Here is a 20,782-nt window from a genome sequence, read left to right on the forward strand (position 1 = left end):
GAGTTACCCTTTCACCGCGCCGAGCGACAGGCCTTCGACAAGGTAGCGCTGGGCGTAGAGTGCAAGTGCGAGCGTCGGCGTGACCGAGAGCACGATGGCCGCCGCGATCTGCCCGTATTGGATGCCCGAGGAGGTGACGAAGGCGAGCGCGCCCACCGTCACCGGCTGCTTGTCGGCGGATGCCAGCACCAGCGCGAAGACGAAGTTGTTCCAGGCGAAGATGAAGGCAAGCAGGCCGGCCGCAGCAATGCCCGGTCCTGCAAGCGGCAGGGCGATCTTGCGGAAGGTCGCGAACCAGGAATGGCCCGCGATGCGATAGGCATATTCGACGTCGGCCGAGATATCCTCGAAGTAACCGCGAACGATCCAGAGGATGAGCGGCAGGCAGATCAGCTGGTAGACCCAGATCAGGCCAAAGTAGGTGTTGGAGAGGCCGAGCCACTGGAAGTACTGGGTCAGCGGCAGCAGCACCAGCAGCGGCGGCGCAAAGCGGAAGGAGAGCAGCGTGAACGCGATGTCCTCCGAGCCCTTGAACTTGTGGCGGGCAAAGGCATAGGCCGCGGGCACGCCGAGCACCAGCGACACGGCAACGGATGCGACCGAGAGGAAGATCGAGTTGCCAAGATTGCGCATGAAGGCGATGTCGAGCGAGCCGGCCGCCGTCTGCAGCTTGCCGGTGATCAGCGCCGCATAGTTGGAAAGCGTCGGCGAGAACACGATCGACGGCGGGATCGCCAGGATCGTCTCGTTCGTCTGGAACGACATCAGGAAAATCCAGAAGATCGGGAACATGAAGAAGACGACGACGAGCGTGAGGGCGAGACCGCGTAAGGTCCGCTCGAGCGGAGACATGGTTTCCATTGGTCCCTCCTTTAAGCTTCGCCGCGAGCGCGTTCGCGCAGCCGCAGCCAGTTCTTGATGAAGACGTTGGACAGCGTGTAGGTGATCGCCCACAGGATGATCAGCAATGCCGCCGAACGACCGACATTGGTCGACTGGAAGAAGTTGAGATAGGCCTCGACCTGGAAGACGGTGAGCGTGTTGCCGGGTCCGCCTTGGGTCATCGCGTAGATGATGTCGAACTGCTGGATACTGTCCAGCAACCGGAAGAGCGTCGCCGTCAGGATGTAGGGCGTCAGCATCGGAAGCGTGATGCGGAAGAAGACGAAGCTGCGCGGCACGCCGTCGAGAGCGGCCGCCTCGAAGGGCTGCGTCGGCAGCGAGCGCAGACCGGCCAGAAGCAGGATCATGATGAAGGGCGTATAGACCCAGATATCGACGAGCACGACTGTCAGCAGCGCGGTATCCGGCGAGGATGCCCAGCGGAAATCATGCAGGCCGATCAGGCTTGCGAGGTAGCTGAGGATACCGAAGCTCGGATTGGTCATCAGCTTCCACATCAGCGCGGCGAGCGCCGGCGCGATCATCAGCGGCAGGAGCAGCATGATCGAGATGAAGTTGTTGACCGCAGAGCGCCGCTGCAGAAGCAGCGCGATACCGAGACCGAGCAGCAGTTCCAGCGTCACGGTGAGGCCGGCATAAAGCAGCGATACCTTGAGCGTGTTCCAGAAGGCCGGATCGGTGAAGAAGTTGAGGTAGTTTTCGCCCCAGTTGAACTGGCGCGCCCAAGGCTGGCTCAGCCGGTAGCGCTGGAAGGAATAGATGACCGCCGTGAAGAACGGGATGAGGATGCCGATGCAGACGAGCAGCGCCGGCAGGCTCAGCACATAGGGAAGCATCTTCCTGCTGATCCTGAAACCGGAGGTCGGTCTGCGGAGGGTTTCTGTTGAAGCCATGTCGAGCTCCGTTCCTGAAGTCTTGAAAGAGCACGCGGCGCGCGGAAGCTCGAGCCCGCGCCAGTCCTCGGCATCTCAGGTTGTTTTCGGTACGACCTCAAACGGATCGCCACAGACCGGCCATTGCCGGCATCTCGGGATGCCCGGCACTCGCAAGCGCCGGGCATCGCTTGGGAGGCCTATCAGCCGAGACCCGCCTCTTGGAGCTGGCGGTTGATGCTTTCGACGAGCTGGTCGAGACCCTCATCGACCGGCACTTGCTTGGCGACCATCTTCTGCAGCGTCGATGCCCATTCGGTGGTGACGTCGAAGAACAGCGGCTGCGGCGTGAACTTGATGGAGGCGCCGGCGGCCGAGGCATCGAACATTTCGACATAGCCCGGATACTTGCCGTTCAGCTTCTCGCGGAACATCTCGTCCTTCCAGATCGACTGGCGAACCGGATCGACGAAGTCCATCTTGGTGGCGCCGAACAGCGCGTGCTCCGGACCGGAAGCCCACTGCAGGAAGTACCAGGTGGCGTCCTTGTCCTTGGAGAAGTTGGACATGGCGAGCGACCAGATCCAGATGTTCGGCGTCGAGGCGGTCGCTTCCGGGTTGGCGGCAAAGGCCGCATAGCCGAGCTTGCCGGCCATCTTGTTGTCGCCGCCGTTCATGAAGTAGCCGAGGCAATCGGCGTCGAAGATCATCGCCGAGGCGCCGGCGCCGAGGTCGGTGCCGACCTGGTACCAGGTATAGGTCGACCAGTCCTTCGGGCCGCTTTCCTGAATCATCTGCACGAACTTGGCGTGGTAGGCCTTGGATTCCGCCGTGCCCATCGCTGCCGACAGCTTGCCGTCGGCCGAGACGTTCAGGTCCTTCTGGTTGAAGTTGGCATAACCCGACAGGAAGCCCGGATGGATGGTTGCCCAGGAGCGCGAACCGCGGACGCCGATACCGTAGATGCCGCCGATGTCCTTCTGCAGCTTGGCCGCAACCGCAATCATGTCGTCGAGGTTCTTCGGCAGCTCGACGCCGGCCTTGTCGAACATCTCGCGGTTATAGGTGATGTTGTTCTGCTCGAACGCCCACGGAATGCACCACTGCTTGGCGTCTTCCGAACCGAGCGCCCCACCCGGCTGGCCGTTCCAGGCGCAGGAGTTCTTCACGCCCGCGAGGAAATCATCCCAGTTGTAGTTGGGGTTGGTCTTGGTCGGATCCTTGATCCATTCGTTGAGGTCGGCGATCCATCCGGCCGGACCATAGGTCCAGGTCATGTAGGCGCCGGTCATGAAGGCATCGTATTCGGCCGAGCCCGAAGACAGCGCCGCCGTCACCTTGTCGAAATAGACGTCTTCCGGGAACACGTCATAGGTAACGTCGATGCCCGTCAGGTCCTTGAAGGCCTGCAGGTTGGCGATCATCGCATCGGCGTAAGGGTGCTTGTTCAGAAGCAGCTTCAGCTTCTTGCCGGAATGCGCCTTCCAGTCGAAATCGGCGGCGAGCGCCTGCGTCGACATCATGTTGAACAACGTGCCGGCCGTGCCGGCTGCCAGGCCTGCGGCACCCAATCCCTTGAGCATGCCGCGGCGGTCCACCTCCCCACGCAGGAATGCGCTGATGAGGTCCTTCTCCTTCTCGTACATTCGTCTTCTCCTCCGTTGCGGGTATGATTACGACTGCCGGCTACCCCACCGGTATTCCTCCCTTTAAGACCCTGGGCAGATCCTCCCTGCCCTCATGGCCTCGAATGTCTTAGCGCCTCATGCGCCGTGGGCGGCCAGCGCCCGTGCGGTCCGCTCGTCGGTGATAAGGCCGCTCAAGTGACCGCTTGCGAGAACCGCGCGAATGGCGGGCACCTTGATCTTGCCGCCGGCCACAGCGACCGTGCGGCGGTTCTTCAGGTCCTCGCGGCCGAGCGTAAACGTACGGTCCGAGAGCGCGGTCTCGACCGGTTTGCCGTCGGCGTCGAAGAAGTGGCCGAGCAATTCCCCCATCGCCCCGCCCTTCTGGATCTCCTCGATCTCGCTCATCTCGATCATACCGGTCGAAACCAGCGACGCCTCGCGCTCGACCGTGCCGATGCCGACCATCAGGAGATCGGCGGTCTTGGCGAGATCGAAGACCTCGCGCACGCCGCGCTGGCTGAAGAGCACGTCGCGATCCTCGACCGTGTTGGCGAAGAACGGCACCGGCATGACATATGCCTCGGCGCCGGTCCGCTCGGCGAGCCGGTGGATCACGTCATGCGGGTTGGCCGAAAACTTGCGGGTGAGCCCGCCAAGCAGCGAGACGAAACGGGTGTTGCCGTTTGCGATCCGCGGCAGATACTCGACGCAGGCTGCAAGCGTGCGGCCATGGCCGACGCCGACCAGCGCGGTCTCGCCGCGCTCGATCTCGCGCTTCAGGAATTGTGCCCCGGAAATGCCGAGCGCCTTCAGCGGCAGATCGTCGGAATCGAAGTCCGGCACCACCTCGCAATAGTCGAGGCCGTAACGCGCCGAAAGCGCCTGCTCCAGTTCGACGCATTCGGAGACTTCGCCGTCGATATAGACCTTCACCAGGCCTTCCTGGTTGGCCTTCATGATCAGCCGGTGGGCCTTCAGCGAGGTGAGCCCCAGACGCTTGGCGACCTCCGCCTGGGTCAAGCCGCCGGCATAGTGCAGCCAGGCGGCCCGCGTCGCCATGCTGGTCTCGTCGTCCCGAATACCTGCCCCACCGATGATCGTCATGGTCTCCACCCGCGTTTTGTTGCGCTGCATGATATTTTTTGCACCGCGTGATATTTTTATCCGCTGATGAAAGAAATTTCATGACGTGAAAAAAATGTCAATAGCGCCTGACAAATGAGCATTCACGTTTGTGAAGAGGTGGTTGAGCGGCCGCGACGGCTGCACGCGAAGGCGGCGGCCCGTGTGACGCAACGAATGAGATTTTGGAAAGCGGGGAAAGGCGACGCTCGGCAGGAAATCAACCGACCACCGGCGGCGCACGGATGACCGGATTACTGACCGAGGTTTCTCAGATAGAGCGACAGAAGCTGTGTCTGCGAGGAGATCCCGAGCTTGCGGTAGACGTTACGGCGGTGAACCTTCACCGTGCCGGTGGAGATGCCGAGCCGGAGACCGATCGATTCCGACGAATGGCCCTGCAGCACCAGTTCGATGATCGAGGATTCCCGCTCCGTCAGATTGAGATGCTGCCAGACGCCATCGGCCGGAGGATGCGTCGCCTTGCGACGGCTGCGGCCGGTTTTCGCCAGCGCCGCATCGAACCGGCGACCGAGATCGGCCCAATGATGGCGCACCAGCCCGGCGACCAGCGGCTCTACCTTTTTCAGAAGCGCGAACTCCGGAGCACTGAAAGTCCCCGTCGCCTCGCGCCGCATCAGGGAGAGAACAACGGTGATCTGCTCGTCGAGCGGTACGAAGAAGCCGACCTCCTCGGCCAGTCCCGTCTGCACGTAATAGGTGCGATAGTATTCCGAGGAGAAGAACCGGTCCGGCGCGAGTTCGCGCATCCGCCAGACGCCCGGCTTGCCCTGTGACGCCGCGTGATAGAACGGATCGAGCAGATAGGGCCCCGCCTGATAGAGGCTGACGAAGAGCACGTGGTCCTTGGCATTGAAGGTGCTGTAGAGATCGATCGGCCGCTCCTTGCCGCGATAGGCAAAGACGACCACGTAATCGAAGGTCATCAGCTTTGACATCAACCGCCGATAGGTGGAGCCGACGGTCTCGTCCTCCATCGCCGCGCCCGCCACCAGCGGCGCCATGACCTGAAAAAGTCCTTCGAGATCGACGCTCAAACCGCCCTCCCGGCCGGTGTTTCCTGCTCCGGGGTATACTCCTCACACAGAGCAATCCGCGTTGAAATACCTCTCTCGGGGTATATACCGGCAGGGCACGTGGTGACTAGGCTGCGTGTCAATGACGGTGGAGCGCCAGGGCGGGAGATTCCTGGCGACATCCGATAACAACCGCAGGGAACAGACGTGACATCCGCTTCGACGAACGACATCGAGTTCCGTTCGGTCGCCAAACGTTATGGCGCCGTGACGGCCGTTTCCGACATCAATCTCGAGGTGCCGCGCGGCGCCTTCATGGCGCTGCTTGGGCCCTCCGGCTGCGGCAAGACCACGTGCCTGCGCATGATCGGCGGCTTCGAGCAGCCGAGCGAAGGCACGGTCTTCATCAGCGGCGAGCCGATGAACGGAGTTGCCGCCTATCGCCGCCCGGTCAACATGGTGTTCCAGCACTATGCGCTGTTCCCCCATCTCGACGTCGAGCAGAACGTCTCCTACGGGCTGAAGCAGATGCGGCCGCGCATCGCCAGCGCCGAGATATCGCGCCGTGCCCAGGAGGCACTGGAAATGGTGCGGCTCGGCGGCTTCGGCAAACGCCGCATCCACGAAATGTCCGGCGGCCAGCAGCAGCGCGTGGCGCTCGCCCGCGCCATCGTCAACAAGCCGAAGGTGCTGCTGCTCGACGAGCCCCTCGCCGCGCTGGACAAGAAGCTGCGCACCGCCATGCAGATCGAGCTGCAGACGCTGCAACGCGAACTCGGCATCACCTTCGTGCTCGTCACCCACGACCAGGAGGAAGCGCTGTCGATGAGCGATTTCGTCTGCGTCATGAATGCCGGTCGCATCGTCCAGGTCGGCCCGCCGCAGGAAATCTACGACCGGCCCGCAAGCCTGTTCGTCGCCGATTTCGTCGGCAAGACCAACCGCATTTCGGCGACGGTCGATAGCAATGCCTCGATCGAGCTGGCCAACGGCACCCGTTTCAGCGCCCCCGCCGTCAACGGCACAAGGGGGGCGGCCATGGTGGCGCTCCGGCCCGAGGCGATCCGCCTGACGCGCAACGGTGCCGTCAGCACGTCAGCGTTGGCGGGCACGGTCACGCACCGGATCTTCCTGGGGTCAGCAGTCGAATACTCCGTCGCGGTCGATGGGCTCGGCGATTTCTTGGTGACGGCCGACCGCCGCGCGCTCGGCGACAGCGAGCTGGTCGAACCCGGCGAAAAGGTCGGCCTCGCCTTCGATCCGAACGCGCTTCACGTCTTTCCAGCCTGACATCGCCCGGCCCCTGAAAGCCGGTTCTGCCGCCTACGCATGAACGTCAAACAATAAAGGGAACAGCGTCATGACCAAATGGTACAGAGAAAATGCCCCTATCACCGTCGATCAGCTCTCGGACGAATTGATGCGCCTGAAGCGCGGCTCGGTCACGCGCCGTCATTTCCTCGGCGTCACCGGCCTCGGCCTTGCGACCGCCGTGCTCGCGCGCCAGCCGGGCCTCTTCAATTCCACCGCCTTTGCCGGCGATCTCGGCACGCAGATGTCAATCGCCACCTGGCCGAACTACCACGACCCGGCGACCTTCGAGGCCTTCCAGGCCGCGACCGGTGTTGCCGTCGAAGTCAATGTCTTCGGCTCCAACGAGGAGATGCTGGCGAAGCTCCAGGCCGGTGGTACCGGCTGGGACCTCTTCGTCCCCACCAATTACACGATCTCGACCTATGTGAAGCTTGGCCTCATCGACGAACTCGATCTCTCGAAGGTTCCGAACTACGACGCCTCCACCGAGACTGCCCGCTTCACCAAGGAAGGCACCGTCGACGGCAAGACCTATGCCGTGCCGAAGAACTGGGGCACGACCGGCATTGCGGTCAACTCGAGCAAGATCAAGAAGCCGGTCACCAGCTGGAAGGAATTCTTCGAGATCGCCATGACCGACGGCGACGGCCGCGCCATGGTGCACGACTACCAGCTCACCACCATCGGCAATGCGCTGGTTTCCCTCGGCTACTCCTTCAACTCGATCAAGCCGGATGAACTCGCCAAGGCCGAGGAACTGCTGATCAAGGTGAAGCCACATCTCTACGCCATCAACAGCGACTACCAGCCGTCGATGCGCGCGACCGATGCCTGGATGACCATGTGCTGGACCAATGACGGCGCCCAGCTCAACCGCGACATGCCGGAAATCCTGTTCACGCTCGGCAAGGACGGCGGCGAGATCTGGTCGGATTTCTACGCGATCCCGAAGAGTGCGGCCAACAAGGCGGCCGGCTATGCGCTGCTCAATTACCTGATGGCACCGGAAAACGCCATGAAGGAGCACATCGCAAACGGTGCACCGACTACCGACAGCCGCGTCCTGAAGCTGCTGCCGGCCGACGTGACCGGCAACAAGATCGTCTATCCGGACGAGGCATCGCTGACCCCGCTCGAATTCGGCGCTGCCGTAACTCTCACCGACCCCGGCCGCGCCGAACTGATGGCACGTTTCAAGTCGGCCTGATCGGACCGGTTCGAACACTATTAGTCGCCCCTCGTCCGCCTGCCGGCATCTTCTCCCCGTTCTGACGGGGAGAAGGGACAAGCCGAGAGCTCCCTGCCCTCGCTTATGTCGGAAGAGAGGGAGCGAGCGGGCGCCACAGGTCCCCTTCGCCCCGCAAGCAGGGAGAAGGTGGCCGGCAGGCCGGATGAGGGGCAGTCCCTCACCGTGCAGCTCGGCCGAAACACTTCTGGAACTTAACGGACCAAACCCAAATGACCGCGGCAACGAACACGAAGAGAAACCTGGTGACGGCGGCGCTGGTGGCGCCGGCCGCCGCCTGGCTGATGATCTTCCTCGTGCTGCCCTTTATCGCCATGCTGGTCTTCGCCTTCGGCGAGCGCGCACCGGAAGGCGGCTACCAGGCAGCCTTCACCTTTGCGCAATTCGCCAATCTGCCGACGCGGGCAGCGGCCTTCTGGAATACGCTGATCCTCGCGCCGATCGGCGCGCTCGCCTGCCTGCTGATCGCCTATCCGGTCGCCTATTACCTCGCGGTCAAGGCGAACCCGCGCTACCGGCTGATCCTCGTGTCGCTCGTCGTCGTGCCCTTCTGGACAAGCCTGCTCGTGCGCACCTATGCCTGGATGTACATCCTCGGCTCGCGCGGCATTCCGAACCTCTTGTCGATGATCGGCATCGAGGATGTCAGGATGCTGAACACGCCGGGCGCAGTCCTGCTCGGCATCGTCTACGGCTATCTGCCGTTGATGATCATGCCGATCTATGTGAGCCTTGAAAAACTCGACCGCCGCCTGCTCGAGGCCTCCGCCGACCTCGGCGGGAGGCCGGTCTCGACCTTCTTCGGCGTCACCCTGCCGCTCTCGCTGCCGGGCGTGATGACCGGTGTGGCGCTGGTGACGATCCTGCTGCTCGGCGAATACCTGATCCCGCAGCTCTTGGGCGGCGGCAAGGTCTTCTTCATCGGCAATGCGCTGGTCGATCTCTTTCTGCAATCGCGAAACTGGCCCTTCGGCTCGGCGATCGCCGTCACGCTGGTTGCCGTCGTCGTAGTGATCCTGATGGTGGCGATGCGCATCGCCTTCCGCGTTGCCGGCACAAGACAGGTGGATCTCGTCTGATGCGCGCCTTCATCTCCTCCGTCTATCTCTTCCTCTATGCGCCGATCGCGCTCGTCGTGCTGTTCTCCTTCAATGCGGGGCGCAATGCCAGCGAGTTCACCGGGTTTTCGACCGCCTGGTACGGCAAGGCGCTAGGCAACACCTTCCTGGTCTCGACCCTCCAGAACAGCCTGATGATCGCCTTTACCAGCGCCACGCTTGCCGCGATCTTCGGCACCATGGCAGCCCTTGGCATGGAGCGGCTGGCGCCGCGCAACCGGGCGATCTTCGATGCGCTCTTTGCCGCCGCCATCGTCGTGCCCGGCGTCGTCATCGGCATCGCGACGCTGGTTGCCCTCGTCGCCGTCTTCTCCTTCGTCAATCCGGCGCTGGCAACGATCTGGCCCGGCGAACAGCCGCCGCAGCTCGGCCTTGGCTACGGCTCGATCATCGCCGCCCACGGCCTGTTTTCCATGGCGCTGGTGACGATGATCGTGAAGGCCCGCATTGCCAGCCTTGGCCGCGATATCGTCGAGGCATCTGGTGATCTCTACGCGACGCCGCTCACCACCTTCCGGCTGATCGTGCTGCCGCAGATCCTGCCCTCGATTCTTGCCGGCTTCCTGCTCGCCTTCACCTTCTCCTTCGACGATTTCATCATCGCCTTCTTCGTCGCCGGCTCGAAGACCACGCTGCCGATCTACGTCTTCGCCTCGATCCGCCGCGGCGTGACGCCGGAGATCAACGCGATCGCGACGCTGGTGCTCGTCGCCTCGCTGCTTCTGATCCTGACCGCCCGCGTCCTGATGCGGGAAAAGAAAACGAAATCCGGGGAGTGAAACCATGATCCTGAAAAACCGGGTCGCGATCGTGACCGGAGCGGGCTCCGGGATCGGTCAGGCGGGTGCAGCCATCATGGCGCGCGAAGGTGCCCATGTCGTGGTCATCGACCGCAGCCTTGCAGCAGCGGCAACAGCCGTGGAAGACATCGCCGCCAAGGGCGGCAGCGCCGAAGCGCTCGCGATCGACGTCACCGACGACGCGGCCCTTTCCGACGGTATCGCCGATATCCTCTATCGCCACGGCCGCATCGATATCCTGCACAACCATGCAGGCGCCCAGGTTGCGGGCGATCTGGAAGAGGTCGAGGTCGCAGGCTTCGACCGCTCCTGGAACCTCAATGTGCGCGCTCATTTCATGGCCGCGCGACTGGTCATGCCGTCGATGCGGGTTGCCGGCCGCGGCGTCATCCTCAACACCTCCTCTTCCTCGGGTGTGCTCTACGACCGCGAGATGATCGCCTATACGACGACCAAACATGCCGTTATCGCCATGACCAGGCAGATGGCCGGCGACTACGCCCGTCACGGCATCCGCGTCAACGCGCTCTGCCCCGGCTGGGTCGACACGCCCTTCAACGAGCCCTTCATCGCCCAGATGGGCGGCCGCGGCGCAATCGAATCCTATATCCGTGAAAAGGTGCCACTCGGGCGCTGGGCCAGCGTCGATGAGATCGCCGAATCGATCCTCTTCCTCGTCTCCGACCGCTCCTCCTACATGACCGGCCAGATCCTCGTGGTGGATGGCGGCGAGACGGTGGTGTGATGGCCCGCGCCTAGAGATCACAGAGATGAGGGCGGCAAATGGTGAGCCGCCACTACCCGGGAACAATACCCCGGCAGGCCCAGGCGACCGCCGCGAAGGACCGGGGACCGTCCGGCTGGCCGGCTTCGTAGGCGGCGCGAATGGCCGCGTCGACCTTCGCCCGCTGGTCCGCGTCGAGCCCGGCAATGTATTTGCCGAGCGGCCCCTCGCCCGCGGCGATCGGCTCCCAGAAATCGGCGAACGACAGATAGTCCATCCGGATCAGGAGCGAAATCTGCTGGACGTCCGTAAGGCCATTCGCGACGAAGCTCTGCATCATCTCCCCCGGCCGCATCATCGGCTGGAAACAATAGCGGCTGCGCACCTGATCGGCATTTCCATCGAGCATCGCCGCCGTATCGAGCACCATTCTCATCCCCGGCATGCCGCCGAGATGATCCCAGACTGCCGCGGCGACGACTCCGCCCGGCCGCACGACACGGCGCATTTCGGCAACGGCCTTGCCGGCCTCCGGCACGAAATGCAGCACCAGCAGCGCCAGCGCCCGATCGAAGGAACCATCAGCAAATGGAAGCGCGCAGGCATCGGCCTGCTGGACCTTGATCCTCGGGTCGGTATTGCCCCGCATCGTCGCCTCGACAAACACAGGCGAAAAGTCGATCGCGGTGATCTCACTGACATTGGCCGCGTGCGGCAACGCAAAGGTCAGGCTTCCGGTACCGCAGCCGACCTCCAGCACCCGTTCGCCGTCGGCAAGCCCCGCAAAGTCGATGAAAGGCGGCGCCAGCTGGCGGCTCCACCGGCCCATCAGTTGCTCGTAACCATCAGCACTCTGCACATTGAAGCTCGATGTCATGATCGCCTCCGGGCAGCAAAGGCGGCATTCTAGCGCTTGGCCCGCCGTGCACCAAGGCATTCGCGTCGATAGTWGGCCCGGAGCGCGCCTCTTCTCCCTCATTTCGGTGCTCACAGAAATCCAGCGGCGCCGCGTCGGCAGCGCCAGAGGCTCTACTTTTCACCGCTATTCACGGCACGTGACGCACCGTGGCTGGATCTTTGTGACAAGCCCGGAGATGAGGGTGGCCTATGCGGAGGCCTCCCACCCTCACGCCCAGCCTCACACCTTCACATGACCGATGCCCTTGGCGGCGATCTCCTCGAAGCTCTCGTCATAGCCGGCATCGGCATAGCGGATGACGCCGAGGGAAGTGTCGTTGGTAAGCGCATGGTCGAGCCGCTCGTCGGCCTCAACAGTGCCGTCGGCAACAACCGTCACGCCGCAGCTCGTCATGTAGCCGGCATAGCCGCCGCCGCCCGAATGCACGACCACGAGATCGGCCATCGACGAGCAGAGCAGCATGGCGTCGAGCAAGGGCCAGTCGGCGATCGCGTCCGAGCCGTCCTTCATCCGCTCGGTCATGATGTTGGGATGCGCCATCGCGCCGGCATCGAGATGGTCGCGAGAAAAGGCGATCGGGCCTTTGAGTTCGCCGGACGCCACCAGCTCGTTGACGCGCCGCGCCAGCGCCGTGCGCTCACCGTGGCCGAGCCAGGCGATGCGGGCGGGCAGGCCTTCGAACGGGATATGATCACGCGCGAGCCTGATCCAGTTGGTGATGATCTTGTTGTCGGGGAACATGTCGAGCAGCAGATCGTCGATCCGGGCAATATCGCTCTCCTCGCCCGAAAGCGCCATCCAGCGGAACGGGCCGATGGCGCGGGCAAAGAGCGGGCGCAGATAGGCTTCAGTGAAGATCGGAATATCAAAGGCATTGGCAACGCCGCCCTCGCGCGCCTGGGTGCGGATGAGGTTGCCGTTGTCGAAGACTTCCGCGCCCTTTTTCTGGAAATCCAGCATCGCCTTGACGTGCTCGACGATCGAGGCGCGGCTTGCCGCCATCAACTGCCCCTGGCCGTCGTCGCGCAGCGATTTCACCTGGTCGAGGCTCATGCCCTTCGGCACGTAGCCATAGACGAGATCATGCGCCGAGGTCTGGTCGGTGACGACGTCAGGCACGATGCCGCGCCGGGCGATCTCCGGATAGATCTCCGCCGCATTGCCGACGAGGCCGACGGAGAGCGACCGCTTGTCCTTTACCGCCGCATCGATCATCGCCAGCGCCGCATCGAGATCGGGCGCGATCTCTTGGAGATAGCCGATCTCGCGGCGCTTCTTCGCCCGCTCCGCGTCGATATCGACACAGAGGATCGCCGCCCCCGCCATACGGCCGGCAAGCGGCTGCGCGCCGCCCATGCCCCCGAGGCCGGCGGTCAGCACGAAACGGCCGGAGAGATCGCCGCCGAAGCGTCGCTCGGCAATGCGCATGAAGATCTCGTAGGTGCCCTGGATTACGCCCTGGCTGCCGATATATTGCCAGGCACCGGCCGTCAGCCCGCCCCAGCAGATCAGCCCCTTGCGCTGCAATTCGTAGAATACCTCGGCCTTCGCCCATTGGCCGACGATGTTGCAATTAGCCATGATGACCAGCGGCGCCTTGGCGTGAGTCTTGAGCAGGCCCACAGGCTTGCCCGACTGGATGATGAGCGTCTGGTCCTCGTCCATCTCGGTGAGCGCCCTGACGATGGCGCGGTGCGCCGGCCAGTTGCGCGCCGCCTTGCCGAGCGCGGCATAGACGACGAGGTTGTCCGGATCCTCGCCGACCGAGAGCACGTTTTCGAGCAGCCGCAGCAGCGCTTCCTGCCGCCAGCCCTTGGCGCGCAGCTCCGGTCCGCCGGGGATTGGGAAACCGGGATGACGGGGATTGGCCTTGGGCATCGTCTCGTTCCTTGTTGTTGTCTCGGCGGGACAGTCCCCAACCTTCACTTCGGCGGCAACGTCTCGACAAACGCGATCGCGCCATCCAGCAACCGCCGGCGCAGTGCATCATCGCCATAAGCATCAGGTCCTGCGCGCACCCAGCCATGCATCGCCCGTCCGTTCATCACCATCAGTTCGATATCCGGCAACGCCAACGCCCAGCCGTCATTGCCCTTGCCGAGACGGACGAGCAGCGAGCCCTCGCGCGCACCGAGCAGCAGGTTGCCGTGCAGCAGATAGGCCCAGCCGCCAAACATGGCCTTCTCGGAAAGCCCGGATCGGTCGCCGAGCGCTTCCCGGATCAGCTCTTCCAGTCCCGCATCGCGCGCCATGATCCTGCTCCCGTTACCTTCCGGAAAGGGCGTAGCGGGCAAGCTCTATGTCCATCGCCTTTTCGACCGATGGATAGACCGTCGGGTCGAGCACGCTGGAGGACAGCGGGATCACCGTCTTCGGCACATGCAGCACGAAAATCTTCATGCCCACCTGAAGCTGGCCGACGCTCAAAGGTTCGCCCCCAGGCGACAGCGTGGTGATGACGTCGGGGAAGGTCGCAAGCCGCGTGCCTTCCGCAGAGTCAACCGCCATGTACTCGTTCATCACGTGCAATACCGTGGAGTCAGCGCCCCTCCCCAGCGTCCCCTTTTCCAGTGTCACGGTGCCGATGTCGAAGGCTTCCTTGGTATAGACGACGGATTTGTCGGTGATCGTACCCTCGGCGAGGATCGCGCCGTTGGTCGTCTTGACGATCGCATCGATCACCGCGCTGCCGCCCTTCGCTTCCGCCGCGATGATCGCCTCGCCAAGCGCCAGCGCCAGCGAGATGCCGCCGAGCGCCGCATTGGCTTTCACATAGGATGCCCTGACCGGATTGCGGCACGAGGCGATGAAGCCGCCGGACATGTCGGAGGCCGTACGCAGGATCGGCGAGACCTTGGCGGTAGCGCCGCGGACCACCAGCTCGATATAGCGGTTCTCGTCGCGGTTGCCGCCGACCGCCGTCTGGATCATCGGCTCGGGCGAACCGGCAAGGCCGATCGAGCCCATGTCGCCGGTCGGATGGGCGCGGATATCACCGACGGCGTCCACCACCTTGGTGCCGAGGATCGCCGAGGGCAGCCAGCCATTCAGCGTCGAGGACTTGCCGTTCTGGCCGATGATCAGGCCCGAGAGCTTTTCTCCGAGCGCCTCCTGCAGGAGTTGCACGGCTTTGACGTAGTCGACGCCGCGCATCTCCCAGGGCGTTGTTGAGGCCGGCGCGCCGATCGCGGCTGCCGTCGCCACCCAGTCCTGTGCGTCGAGTTCGTCGATCGAGACGAGCTCGGGCTTGCCGATCGAGACCGCAGCATATCCGAGCATGCGCCCATGGTCGGCCCAGCCACCGCCGCCGGCCGCATAGACGGAACCGCCCTTGACCGCCGCCTCGACGTCCTTTTCCTTCAGTATCCGGCCCATCTCACACCTTCTCCTGCAATTTTTTGTCGAGCCTCTTCACCGCATCGAAGAGAACGGCGGCGCCGAGCGCGATATCGTCGTTTTCGGCCCACTCCTCCGGCGCATGCGAGCGTCCGCCGAGGCAGGGAATGAAGATCATCGCCGAACGGGTGATGCGCCCCATCCAGGCGGTGTCGTGGCCGGCGCCAGAGGCCATGCGCCGATGCTTGGCGCCGATCGCGTCGCAGCTCTCTTCGAGCGTCGAAAGCAGCAGCGTATCACCCGGCGTCGGGTGATTGTCGGAAATCACATTGGCGGGCGGGATGGTCACGCCCGATGCCTCGGCGACACCCTGGCAAAGGGAGCCGAGCGTCGCGAGGAAACGCTCCATCTGCAGGCGCAGCTCGGCACGCGCATCGATCAGCAGCCGGACGCGAGACGGCACCACATTGGCCGCGTTCGGCTCGATCGAGAACTCGCCGACCGTGGCCGTGAAATGCCCGTCGCCGTGAGAAAACTCCGTCGCCAGCCGTTCGATCTCCAACACCAGATGCGAGGCAGCGACCAGCGCATCGCGCCGATGCCCCATCGGCGTCGTGCCGGCGTGATCCGCCTGTCCCTCGACGACGATCTCGATGCGGGTGATACCGGAAATGGCGGTCACGACCCCGACATCCAGCCGCCCGGTTTCGAGCACCGGTCCCTGCTCGATGTGCAGCTCCAGGAAAGCCTTGATATCCGAGCGCTTCGAGCCCGAGAGCCTGGAGGGATCACCGCCGACCTCGACGAGGCCTTGCCTGAGGCTCAGATCCCCTTGCGTGCGGCTGAGCCAGCCGTCCGGCAGCACACCCGCCATGCCGCGGCTGCCGACGCTGGAGACGCCGAAGATCGACACTTCCTCGGCCAGGAAATCGACGATCTCCAGATCGTGGTCGAGCTCGATGCCGTTGTCGGCAAGCGCGCGCGCCACTTCGAGCGCCGCCGCCACCCCGGCGATGCCGTCGAAGCGACCGCCGTCCGGCACCGTGTCGGAATGAGAGCCAAGCAGGATGGTGCCGAGCGCCGACTTCCGCCCCTTGCGCCGGCCAATCAGGTTGCCTGCGGCGTCGATCCGGGTTTCAAGCCCCGCGGCGCGAAAACGCCGCTCGAGAAAGGCCCGACCTTCGAGGAAAAGCGGCGTGAAGGCGCGGCGCGTATACGGCCGGTCCGGCTCGGTGATACCAGCCAGGCCGTTGACGATGCCGGCAATGCGGCTCGCATTGACGGGCAGATTGGCCGGAACCTTGTGGGCGGTCTTGCTCATCTCGCCTCCTGCAGGGTCAAGGTCAGCAGCGGCCGGACGAACTGCCCGACGCCGGGCTCGGAGAGAACCTGTCGGCCATCGAAGGCGAGCTTGCCACGCAGATAGGTCGCAGCGACCCGCCAGGGCAGCTTGATGCCATTATAGGGCGACCAGCCGACGACGTTGTGACCGCTCTCGGCCGCATCATAGACATAGGGCTCCGGCGTCATGACGATGATGTCGGCATCCTTGCCGGCCTCCAGCGCGCCCTTTTTATGGTCGAGGCGGAAATGCCGTGCCGGGTTCAACGTCATCAGCTCCGCTACCCGCGTCAGCGGGATGCCGCGTTCCAGCGCGCCCTTGACGAAGAGCGTCACCATGACTTCGAGCCCTGGCACGCCCGACGCATTGGCGAGCATGTCCGGATTGGTCTTGCGGTCTTCCGACCAGCTGACGTGATCGGTCGAAACCATCGTCACCGTACCGTCGGCGACGTGCCGCCAGAGCTTTTCTACCTCGGCGCGCGGCCGGATAGGCGGGTTGATCTTAGCCTTGCCGCCGAGACGGCGGACGTCGTTTTCTTCGTCGAGCGTCAGGTAGTGGATGCAGCACTCGATCGTCGCCTTGTAGCCCTGGGCGCGATAGGCGGCGGCAATCTCATAGCCGCGGCCCAGCGAGCAATGCACCACATGCGCCGGGCAGCCGGTGGCAGCGCCCGTTTCATAGATCTGGTTGGTGGCAAGCAGTTCCGTCAGCGGCGGGCGCGACAGCCCATGGGCCCGGTAGTCGGTAATGCCTGCGGCCTTGACCTTCTCGATCGCCGCACGCACCGCCTCGTCATCCTCGTTGTGTACGCCGGCCGACAGCCCGGTTGGCGCGATCGCGCGGAAACAGTCTTCGAGCAATGCTGCCGGAATGCGGGGAAAACGTTTCGGATCAGTGCCAAAGGTCGAAAACTTGAAGGCAGCAACACCGCCCTCCACCATTTCGAGAATACGCGCCGGTCCCTCCTCCGGATCGATAGTGCCATAGAGCGCGAAATCGACGCGCGCCTGCGGTCCCGCATGGTCGATCTTGCGGCGCAATGCCTCGGCCGAACAAACGAGATTGCCCTCGTCATAGGGCATGTCGACGATGGTCGTGACGCCGCCGGCCACCGCCGAGCGGGTCGACCAGATGAAATCTTCCTGGTTCTTCTGCGACAGCGAATGCACCTGCGCATCGACAGCACCCGGCAGGATCAATGCATTGCCGAGATCATGCCGCTCGCTCGCGGCGGGTGCAGCACCCTGCCCGACATGCACCACCTTGCCGTCGCGCACCGCCACATGACCGCCCTCGACGATCCTCTCGGGGAGAACAACGGTGCCTTTCAGAACGAGATCGAAATCGGACATGCTGCTCTCCCATCGGATTATTTGTCGAGCGCGAAGAAGTCGTCGAACTCCGGCATCGGCGCGGAGGCGACGAAGGAACGCAGGAGATCGTGGCAGGTGAAGGCATCCTGCAGCGCCTCGATCTCCTTCGAAAGCGGCCGATCCTTCAGATAGATCGCGCTGACGGAGCGGGTCTGGTCATAGGCCCGCTTGACGATCCCTTGCGGTTGGTCGCCGACGAGGTCGATCGCCTGCGCCGACAGCATCGCCTCGATCGCCGCCAGCTGGCGCAGATCGCGCACCTGCGTTTCCATGCGCTCGACGATCAGCGGCAGGAAGGTCGCCTCCTCCTCGAGACCGCCGGCCACCACGATCGACTGCGCCGAAAGCGGCACGGCGAGCGACTGCACGCGCATATAGAGTTCGACCGCAAGCTTCATCAGCGGCCCGAGCCCGGTTGCGACCTCCCCTGGCGCCACCAGATTGACCGAGAGATTGCGGCGGCCGCCATTCGCGAGAAGGATGCAGCGGTTCAGCACGTTGCGCGCCGCATGCGAAAAGGCGATCTGCGCCGCCTCGATGTAGAGCGTCGTGGTCAGCGGCAACGAAGCGCCGGAGGAATGCACCTGCCCGCCGATGACGACCGGGTTGTCGTCGGAGAGATAGGTCTGCTCCACCAGCCGGCCGGCCGCAACCAGCAGCGTATCGACCACCGCGCCGAAGACCTGGGCGGTCATGCGCAGGCTCAAGGGATCGTGGATCGCCGTCGGCACCGGCCAGTCGGAGATGCCGGACTGGCCATAGAGCCAGGAACCGACCACCGCCTCGCCGCGGGTCGAGAGCGTCGCCGCCACCCGCCAGGGATCGGCAGACGCCCCGAGCGCTTGGGACGACATGACCCCGGTGACGAGCAGCACGCGGATGGCCGAGGCTGCCTCGCGCAGCACATTGGCCGCAGCCGAAAAGGCGATGGCGTTAACGCTGAGGGCTGCCAGCGCGTCGCGCGGCTGCATCACGAAGGGCTCCAGCCCGGCTTCGGCCAGGGCCGTCTCGGCCGAGACGAGCCGTCCCTGGTAGTAGGCCTCGCCGACGCCCGTCAGCACGGAGGCGATCTGGCCCATCAGGCCGATATCGGCGCAGCCCATGGAGCCGTGGCGGCGTACCGCCGGAATGATGTCGTGTTCCGTCAACGCCAGAAACGCCCGGATCAGATCCGGGCTGCAGCCCGTGTGGCCGCGCATGGCCGTATTGACACGGATGGCGATCGCCATGCGCACGATCGCCGGCGCGAAGAACTCGCCGGTACCGAAGTGGTGGGCCCTCACCAGCGAATTGTTGAATTCCGCCAGATCACCGGCGGTCCAGAGCCGGTCCTTCATCGAGCCGACGCCGGTGTTGGAGCCGTAGACCGGCAGCCCCATCGCGATGCGGTCGGCGATCACCTTGTGGGCGGCCGCTACGCGCTCCATGCCGCTATCATCCGCCACCGGTCGGCCCCTTCCCGCGCCGATCTCCTGGAGCGTCGCGAAATCGAGCGGTTTCCCGCAGAGAACGATGGTTTTGACCTGTTGCAGCATGCCGACACGAACCTTTCCGCGCAGCGCGCCTCGCCATCGAGACTGCACGCGGATGCCTGGATTCTCACGCAACCGCCGCTCGAAAACGCCCGGATGCCTGCTGCATGCTATGCGCTTATCGCCCGCTCGTGCTATATCCCAAATCTGGAACGGGTGATGCCGAATGCCGAACATACCTTGGGCGCATGCGGCCGGTCGTGATCGATTCTGAAGCGAGCGCGGGATGCGGGTGGAAACCGCGCGCACTGTTCCTCACCCGCTCCGAAAGGACCGTTGAATGGATTTGGCAACGATAGCGATTGTTGATGCGGTGCTCCGCGAAGGCGGCATCCGCGCCGCCGCCGCCCGTTGCGCGCGGGCACCGTCAAGCGTCAGCGCCGCCGTCAAGCGCTTCGAGCAGGCCGTCTCGATGCCGCTCTTCCGGCGGGAGGAAACCGTTGTCGTGCTGACATTGGAAGCCCGTGCCTGCACACCCGATATCCGCGAGGCAACTGCGAAGATCGCCGCGATCCTGAAGGAGGCGGGAAAGGAGCCCGCAGGCCCTGTACCGCCGATCGGCGTCGTCGCGCTCGACCGTTTCGTTCGGATCGCCCGCTCCGGAAGCATCCGCGCCACCGCAAAGGCGCTCGCATTGGGCCAACCGCAACTGACGCGACAGATCGCCGATCTCGAGCGCCATTTGAGCATCAGGCTGTTCGAGCGCTCGCATGGCGGCATCCTGTGCACGGCAACCGCGGAGCGGATCATCCCGCTTGCCGAAACGCTGCTCGACATCTGGGCGCGGCTGACCCATGCCTCTGCCGACCGCTTTCGCCGCGACGTCGCCACCTGGCGGCTCGGCGCCGTCATGCCACTGGGCCCGGAAAGCGAGATCGCCCGCATGCTCGCAGCGCTGACCGCCAACTGGCACCGCACGCGCCCGCGCCAACCGCTGTTCATCTCCAGCACCACCGCCGACGACCTGCTGGCCGGGCTCCGCAGCCGTCGCTTCGATGCCGCCTTGCTCGACGTCGCCGAGATCCCCTCGGATTGCGATGGCCGGCTGGTCTCGCAAACGCCGCTGGTGCTGGCCGGCCCGGCCGCAGCCCTTTCGGAACTCGGCGCCGACCTGCCGCGGCTGCTCGCCACCTGCCCGATCGCCGTGCCGAGCGTCAGGAGCGGCCTGCGCCGCGAAGCCGCCCGTTTCCTCGATGATACGCTCAGTGAAGCCGAACGGCGGCGCATCACCCTCGTCGAGGTCGATTCCATCCCCGTGATCATCAACCTCGTTCGCCAGCACGGCTATCTCTCGGTGTTGCCCCAATCCTCGCTCGCCCGCGTGCACCTCCCGCCGGCGATGATCCGTCTCGGCCCGGCCTATCGGCAGTCGCTGACGCTCGTCTGGCCACGCGGAACGCAGGCCGGCGAGATCGGTGAACTGATGGTTTCGATGATGAAGATGAGCGCCGAGACCAGGCCGGCTTCGGAATCAGTTCCAGACCATCTGCCGACAAGTGCCTGAAACGACTCT

At 64.3% G+C, this 20,782-nt stretch carries 19 protein-coding genes; 7 read left to right on the forward strand and 12 right to left on the reverse strand.

The features are described from left to right. Positions 1-3: 3 nt before the first annotated feature. The 5 genes from AB4Z53_RS07430 to AB4Z53_RS07450 form a co-directional block, all read right to left on the reverse strand. Positions 4-861, reverse strand: a complete 858-nt coding sequence (locus AB4Z53_RS07430) for a carbohydrate ABC transporter permease (RefSeq protein WP_441595417.1) — start codon at positions 859-861, stop codon at positions 4-6. A gap of 11 nt (positions 862-872) precedes the next feature. Next, complete coding sequence (locus tag AB4Z53_RS07435; RefSeq protein ID WP_113540369.1) at positions 873-1,796, reverse strand: carbohydrate ABC transporter permease; 924 nt, start codon at positions 1,794-1,796, stop codon at positions 873-875. A 182-nt stretch (positions 1,797-1,978) separates the two neighbouring features. Next, positions 1,979-3,421: an extracellular solute-binding protein gene (locus AB4Z53_RS07440; RefSeq protein ID WP_441595418.1), complete on the reverse strand. Its 1,443-nt coding sequence runs from the start codon at positions 3,419-3,421 to the stop codon at positions 1,979-1,981. Between the two features lie 117 nt (positions 3,422-3,538). Continuing rightward, positions 3,539-4,507, reverse strand: coding sequence for a sugar-binding transcriptional regulator (locus tag AB4Z53_RS07445; RefSeq protein WP_113540459.1), 969 nt, complete (start codon positions 4,505-4,507; stop codon positions 3,539-3,541). Positions 4,508-4,779: 272 nt separating this feature from the next. Further along, positions 4,780-5,523 (reverse strand): helix-turn-helix transcriptional regulator, encoded by a 744-nt coding sequence (locus tag AB4Z53_RS07450; RefSeq protein WP_441595504.1) that lies wholly within the window; start codon positions 5,521-5,523, stop codon positions 4,780-4,782. A gap of 246 nt (positions 5,524-5,769) precedes the next feature. Here AB4Z53_RS07450 and AB4Z53_RS07455 point away from each other — a divergent pair, with 246 nt between their 5' ends. The 5 genes from AB4Z53_RS07455 to AB4Z53_RS07475 all read left to right on the forward strand — a co-directional run bounded on the left by AB4Z53_RS07455 (position 5,770) and on the right by AB4Z53_RS07475 (position 10,785). Next, positions 5,770-6,852, forward strand: coding sequence for an ABC transporter ATP-binding protein (locus AB4Z53_RS07455; RefSeq protein WP_113540372.1), 1,083 nt, complete (start codon positions 5,770-5,772; stop codon positions 6,850-6,852). 70 nt (positions 6,853-6,922) lie between these two features. Beyond that, the gene (locus tag AB4Z53_RS07460) at positions 6,923-8,083 is read left to right on the forward strand and encodes a polyamine ABC transporter substrate-binding protein (protein WP_113540373.1); all 1,161 of its coding nucleotides are present in this window, start codon (positions 6,923-6,925) and stop codon (positions 8,081-8,083) included. Between the two features lie 251 nt (positions 8,084-8,334). Continuing rightward, positions 8,335-9,201, forward strand: coding sequence for an ABC transporter permease (locus tag AB4Z53_RS07465; RefSeq protein WP_113540374.1), 867 nt, complete (start codon positions 8,335-8,337; stop codon positions 9,199-9,201). After that, positions 9,201-10,019, forward strand: a complete 819-nt coding sequence (locus AB4Z53_RS07470) for an ABC transporter permease (protein WP_441595419.1) — start codon at positions 9,201-9,203, stop codon at positions 10,017-10,019. The genes AB4Z53_RS07465 and AB4Z53_RS07470 overlap by 1 nt, the downstream gene beginning before the upstream one ends. 4 nt (positions 10,020-10,023) lie before the next feature. Beyond that, on the forward strand, positions 10,024-10,785 hold the full coding sequence (locus AB4Z53_RS07475; RefSeq protein WP_113540376.1) for an SDR family oxidoreductase: 762 nt from the start codon (positions 10,024-10,026) through the stop codon (positions 10,783-10,785). A gap of 52 nt (positions 10,786-10,837) precedes the next feature. On the opposite strand, the gene AB4Z53_RS07480 is transcribed toward AB4Z53_RS07475, so the two are convergent. From AB4Z53_RS07480 to AB4Z53_RS07510, 7 genes are all read right to left on the reverse strand, one after another. Continuing rightward, a complete protein-coding gene (locus AB4Z53_RS07480) occupies positions 10,838-11,641 on the reverse strand; it encodes a methyltransferase domain-containing protein (RefSeq protein WP_291153885.1) in 804 nt (267 codons plus the stop codon). 261 nt (positions 11,642-11,902) lie between these two features. Then, a complete protein-coding gene (locus AB4Z53_RS07485) occupies positions 11,903-13,561 on the reverse strand; it encodes a urocanate hydratase (RefSeq protein WP_113540378.1) in 1,659 nt (552 codons plus the stop codon). A 44-nt stretch (positions 13,562-13,605) separates the two neighbouring features. Continuing rightward, the gene (locus tag AB4Z53_RS07490; protein WP_113540379.1) at positions 13,606-13,935 is read right to left on the reverse strand and encodes a TfoX/Sxy family protein; all 330 of its coding nucleotides are present in this window, start codon (positions 13,933-13,935) and stop codon (positions 13,606-13,608) included. A 13-nt stretch (positions 13,936-13,948) separates the two neighbouring features. Then, a complete protein-coding gene (locus tag AB4Z53_RS07495) occupies positions 13,949-15,058 on the reverse strand; it encodes a DUF917 domain-containing protein (protein WP_441595420.1) in 1,110 nt (369 codons plus the stop codon). Position 15,059: 1 nt separating this feature from the next. Further along, complete coding sequence (locus AB4Z53_RS07500) at positions 15,060-16,340, reverse strand: Zn-dependent hydrolase (RefSeq protein ID WP_441595421.1); 1,281 nt, start codon at positions 16,338-16,340, stop codon at positions 15,060-15,062. Next, the gene (locus tag AB4Z53_RS07505) at positions 16,337-17,716 is read right to left on the reverse strand and encodes a dihydroorotase (RefSeq protein WP_441595422.1); all 1,380 of its coding nucleotides are present in this window, start codon (positions 17,714-17,716) and stop codon (positions 16,337-16,339) included. The genes AB4Z53_RS07500 and AB4Z53_RS07505 overlap by 4 nt, the downstream gene beginning before the upstream one ends. A 17-nt stretch (positions 17,717-17,733) precedes the next feature. Continuing rightward, positions 17,734-19,164: an aromatic amino acid lyase gene (locus tag AB4Z53_RS07510; RefSeq protein WP_328716174.1), complete on the reverse strand. Its 1,431-nt coding sequence runs from the start codon at positions 19,162-19,164 to the stop codon at positions 17,734-17,736. Between AB4Z53_RS07510 and AB4Z53_RS07515 the strand changes: the two genes are divergently transcribed. Continuing rightward, complete coding sequence (locus AB4Z53_RS07515) at positions 19,141-19,473, forward strand: hypothetical protein (protein ID WP_441595423.1); 333 nt, start codon at positions 19,141-19,143, stop codon at positions 19,471-19,473. The two genes, AB4Z53_RS07510 and AB4Z53_RS07515, sit on opposite strands and share 24 nt — an antisense overlap. Positions 19,474-19,549: 76 nt before the next feature. After that, a complete protein-coding gene (locus AB4Z53_RS07520; RefSeq protein WP_441595424.1) occupies positions 19,550-20,773 on the forward strand; it encodes a LysR family transcriptional regulator in 1,224 nt (407 codons plus the stop codon). The last annotated feature ends 9 nt before the right edge of the window (positions 20,774-20,782 follow it).

It is taken from the genome of Ensifer sp. 2TAB8 (genome assembly GCF_052115125.1).
Classification (GTDB): Bacteria; Pseudomonadota; Alphaproteobacteria; order Rhizobiales; family Rhizobiaceae; genus Ensifer.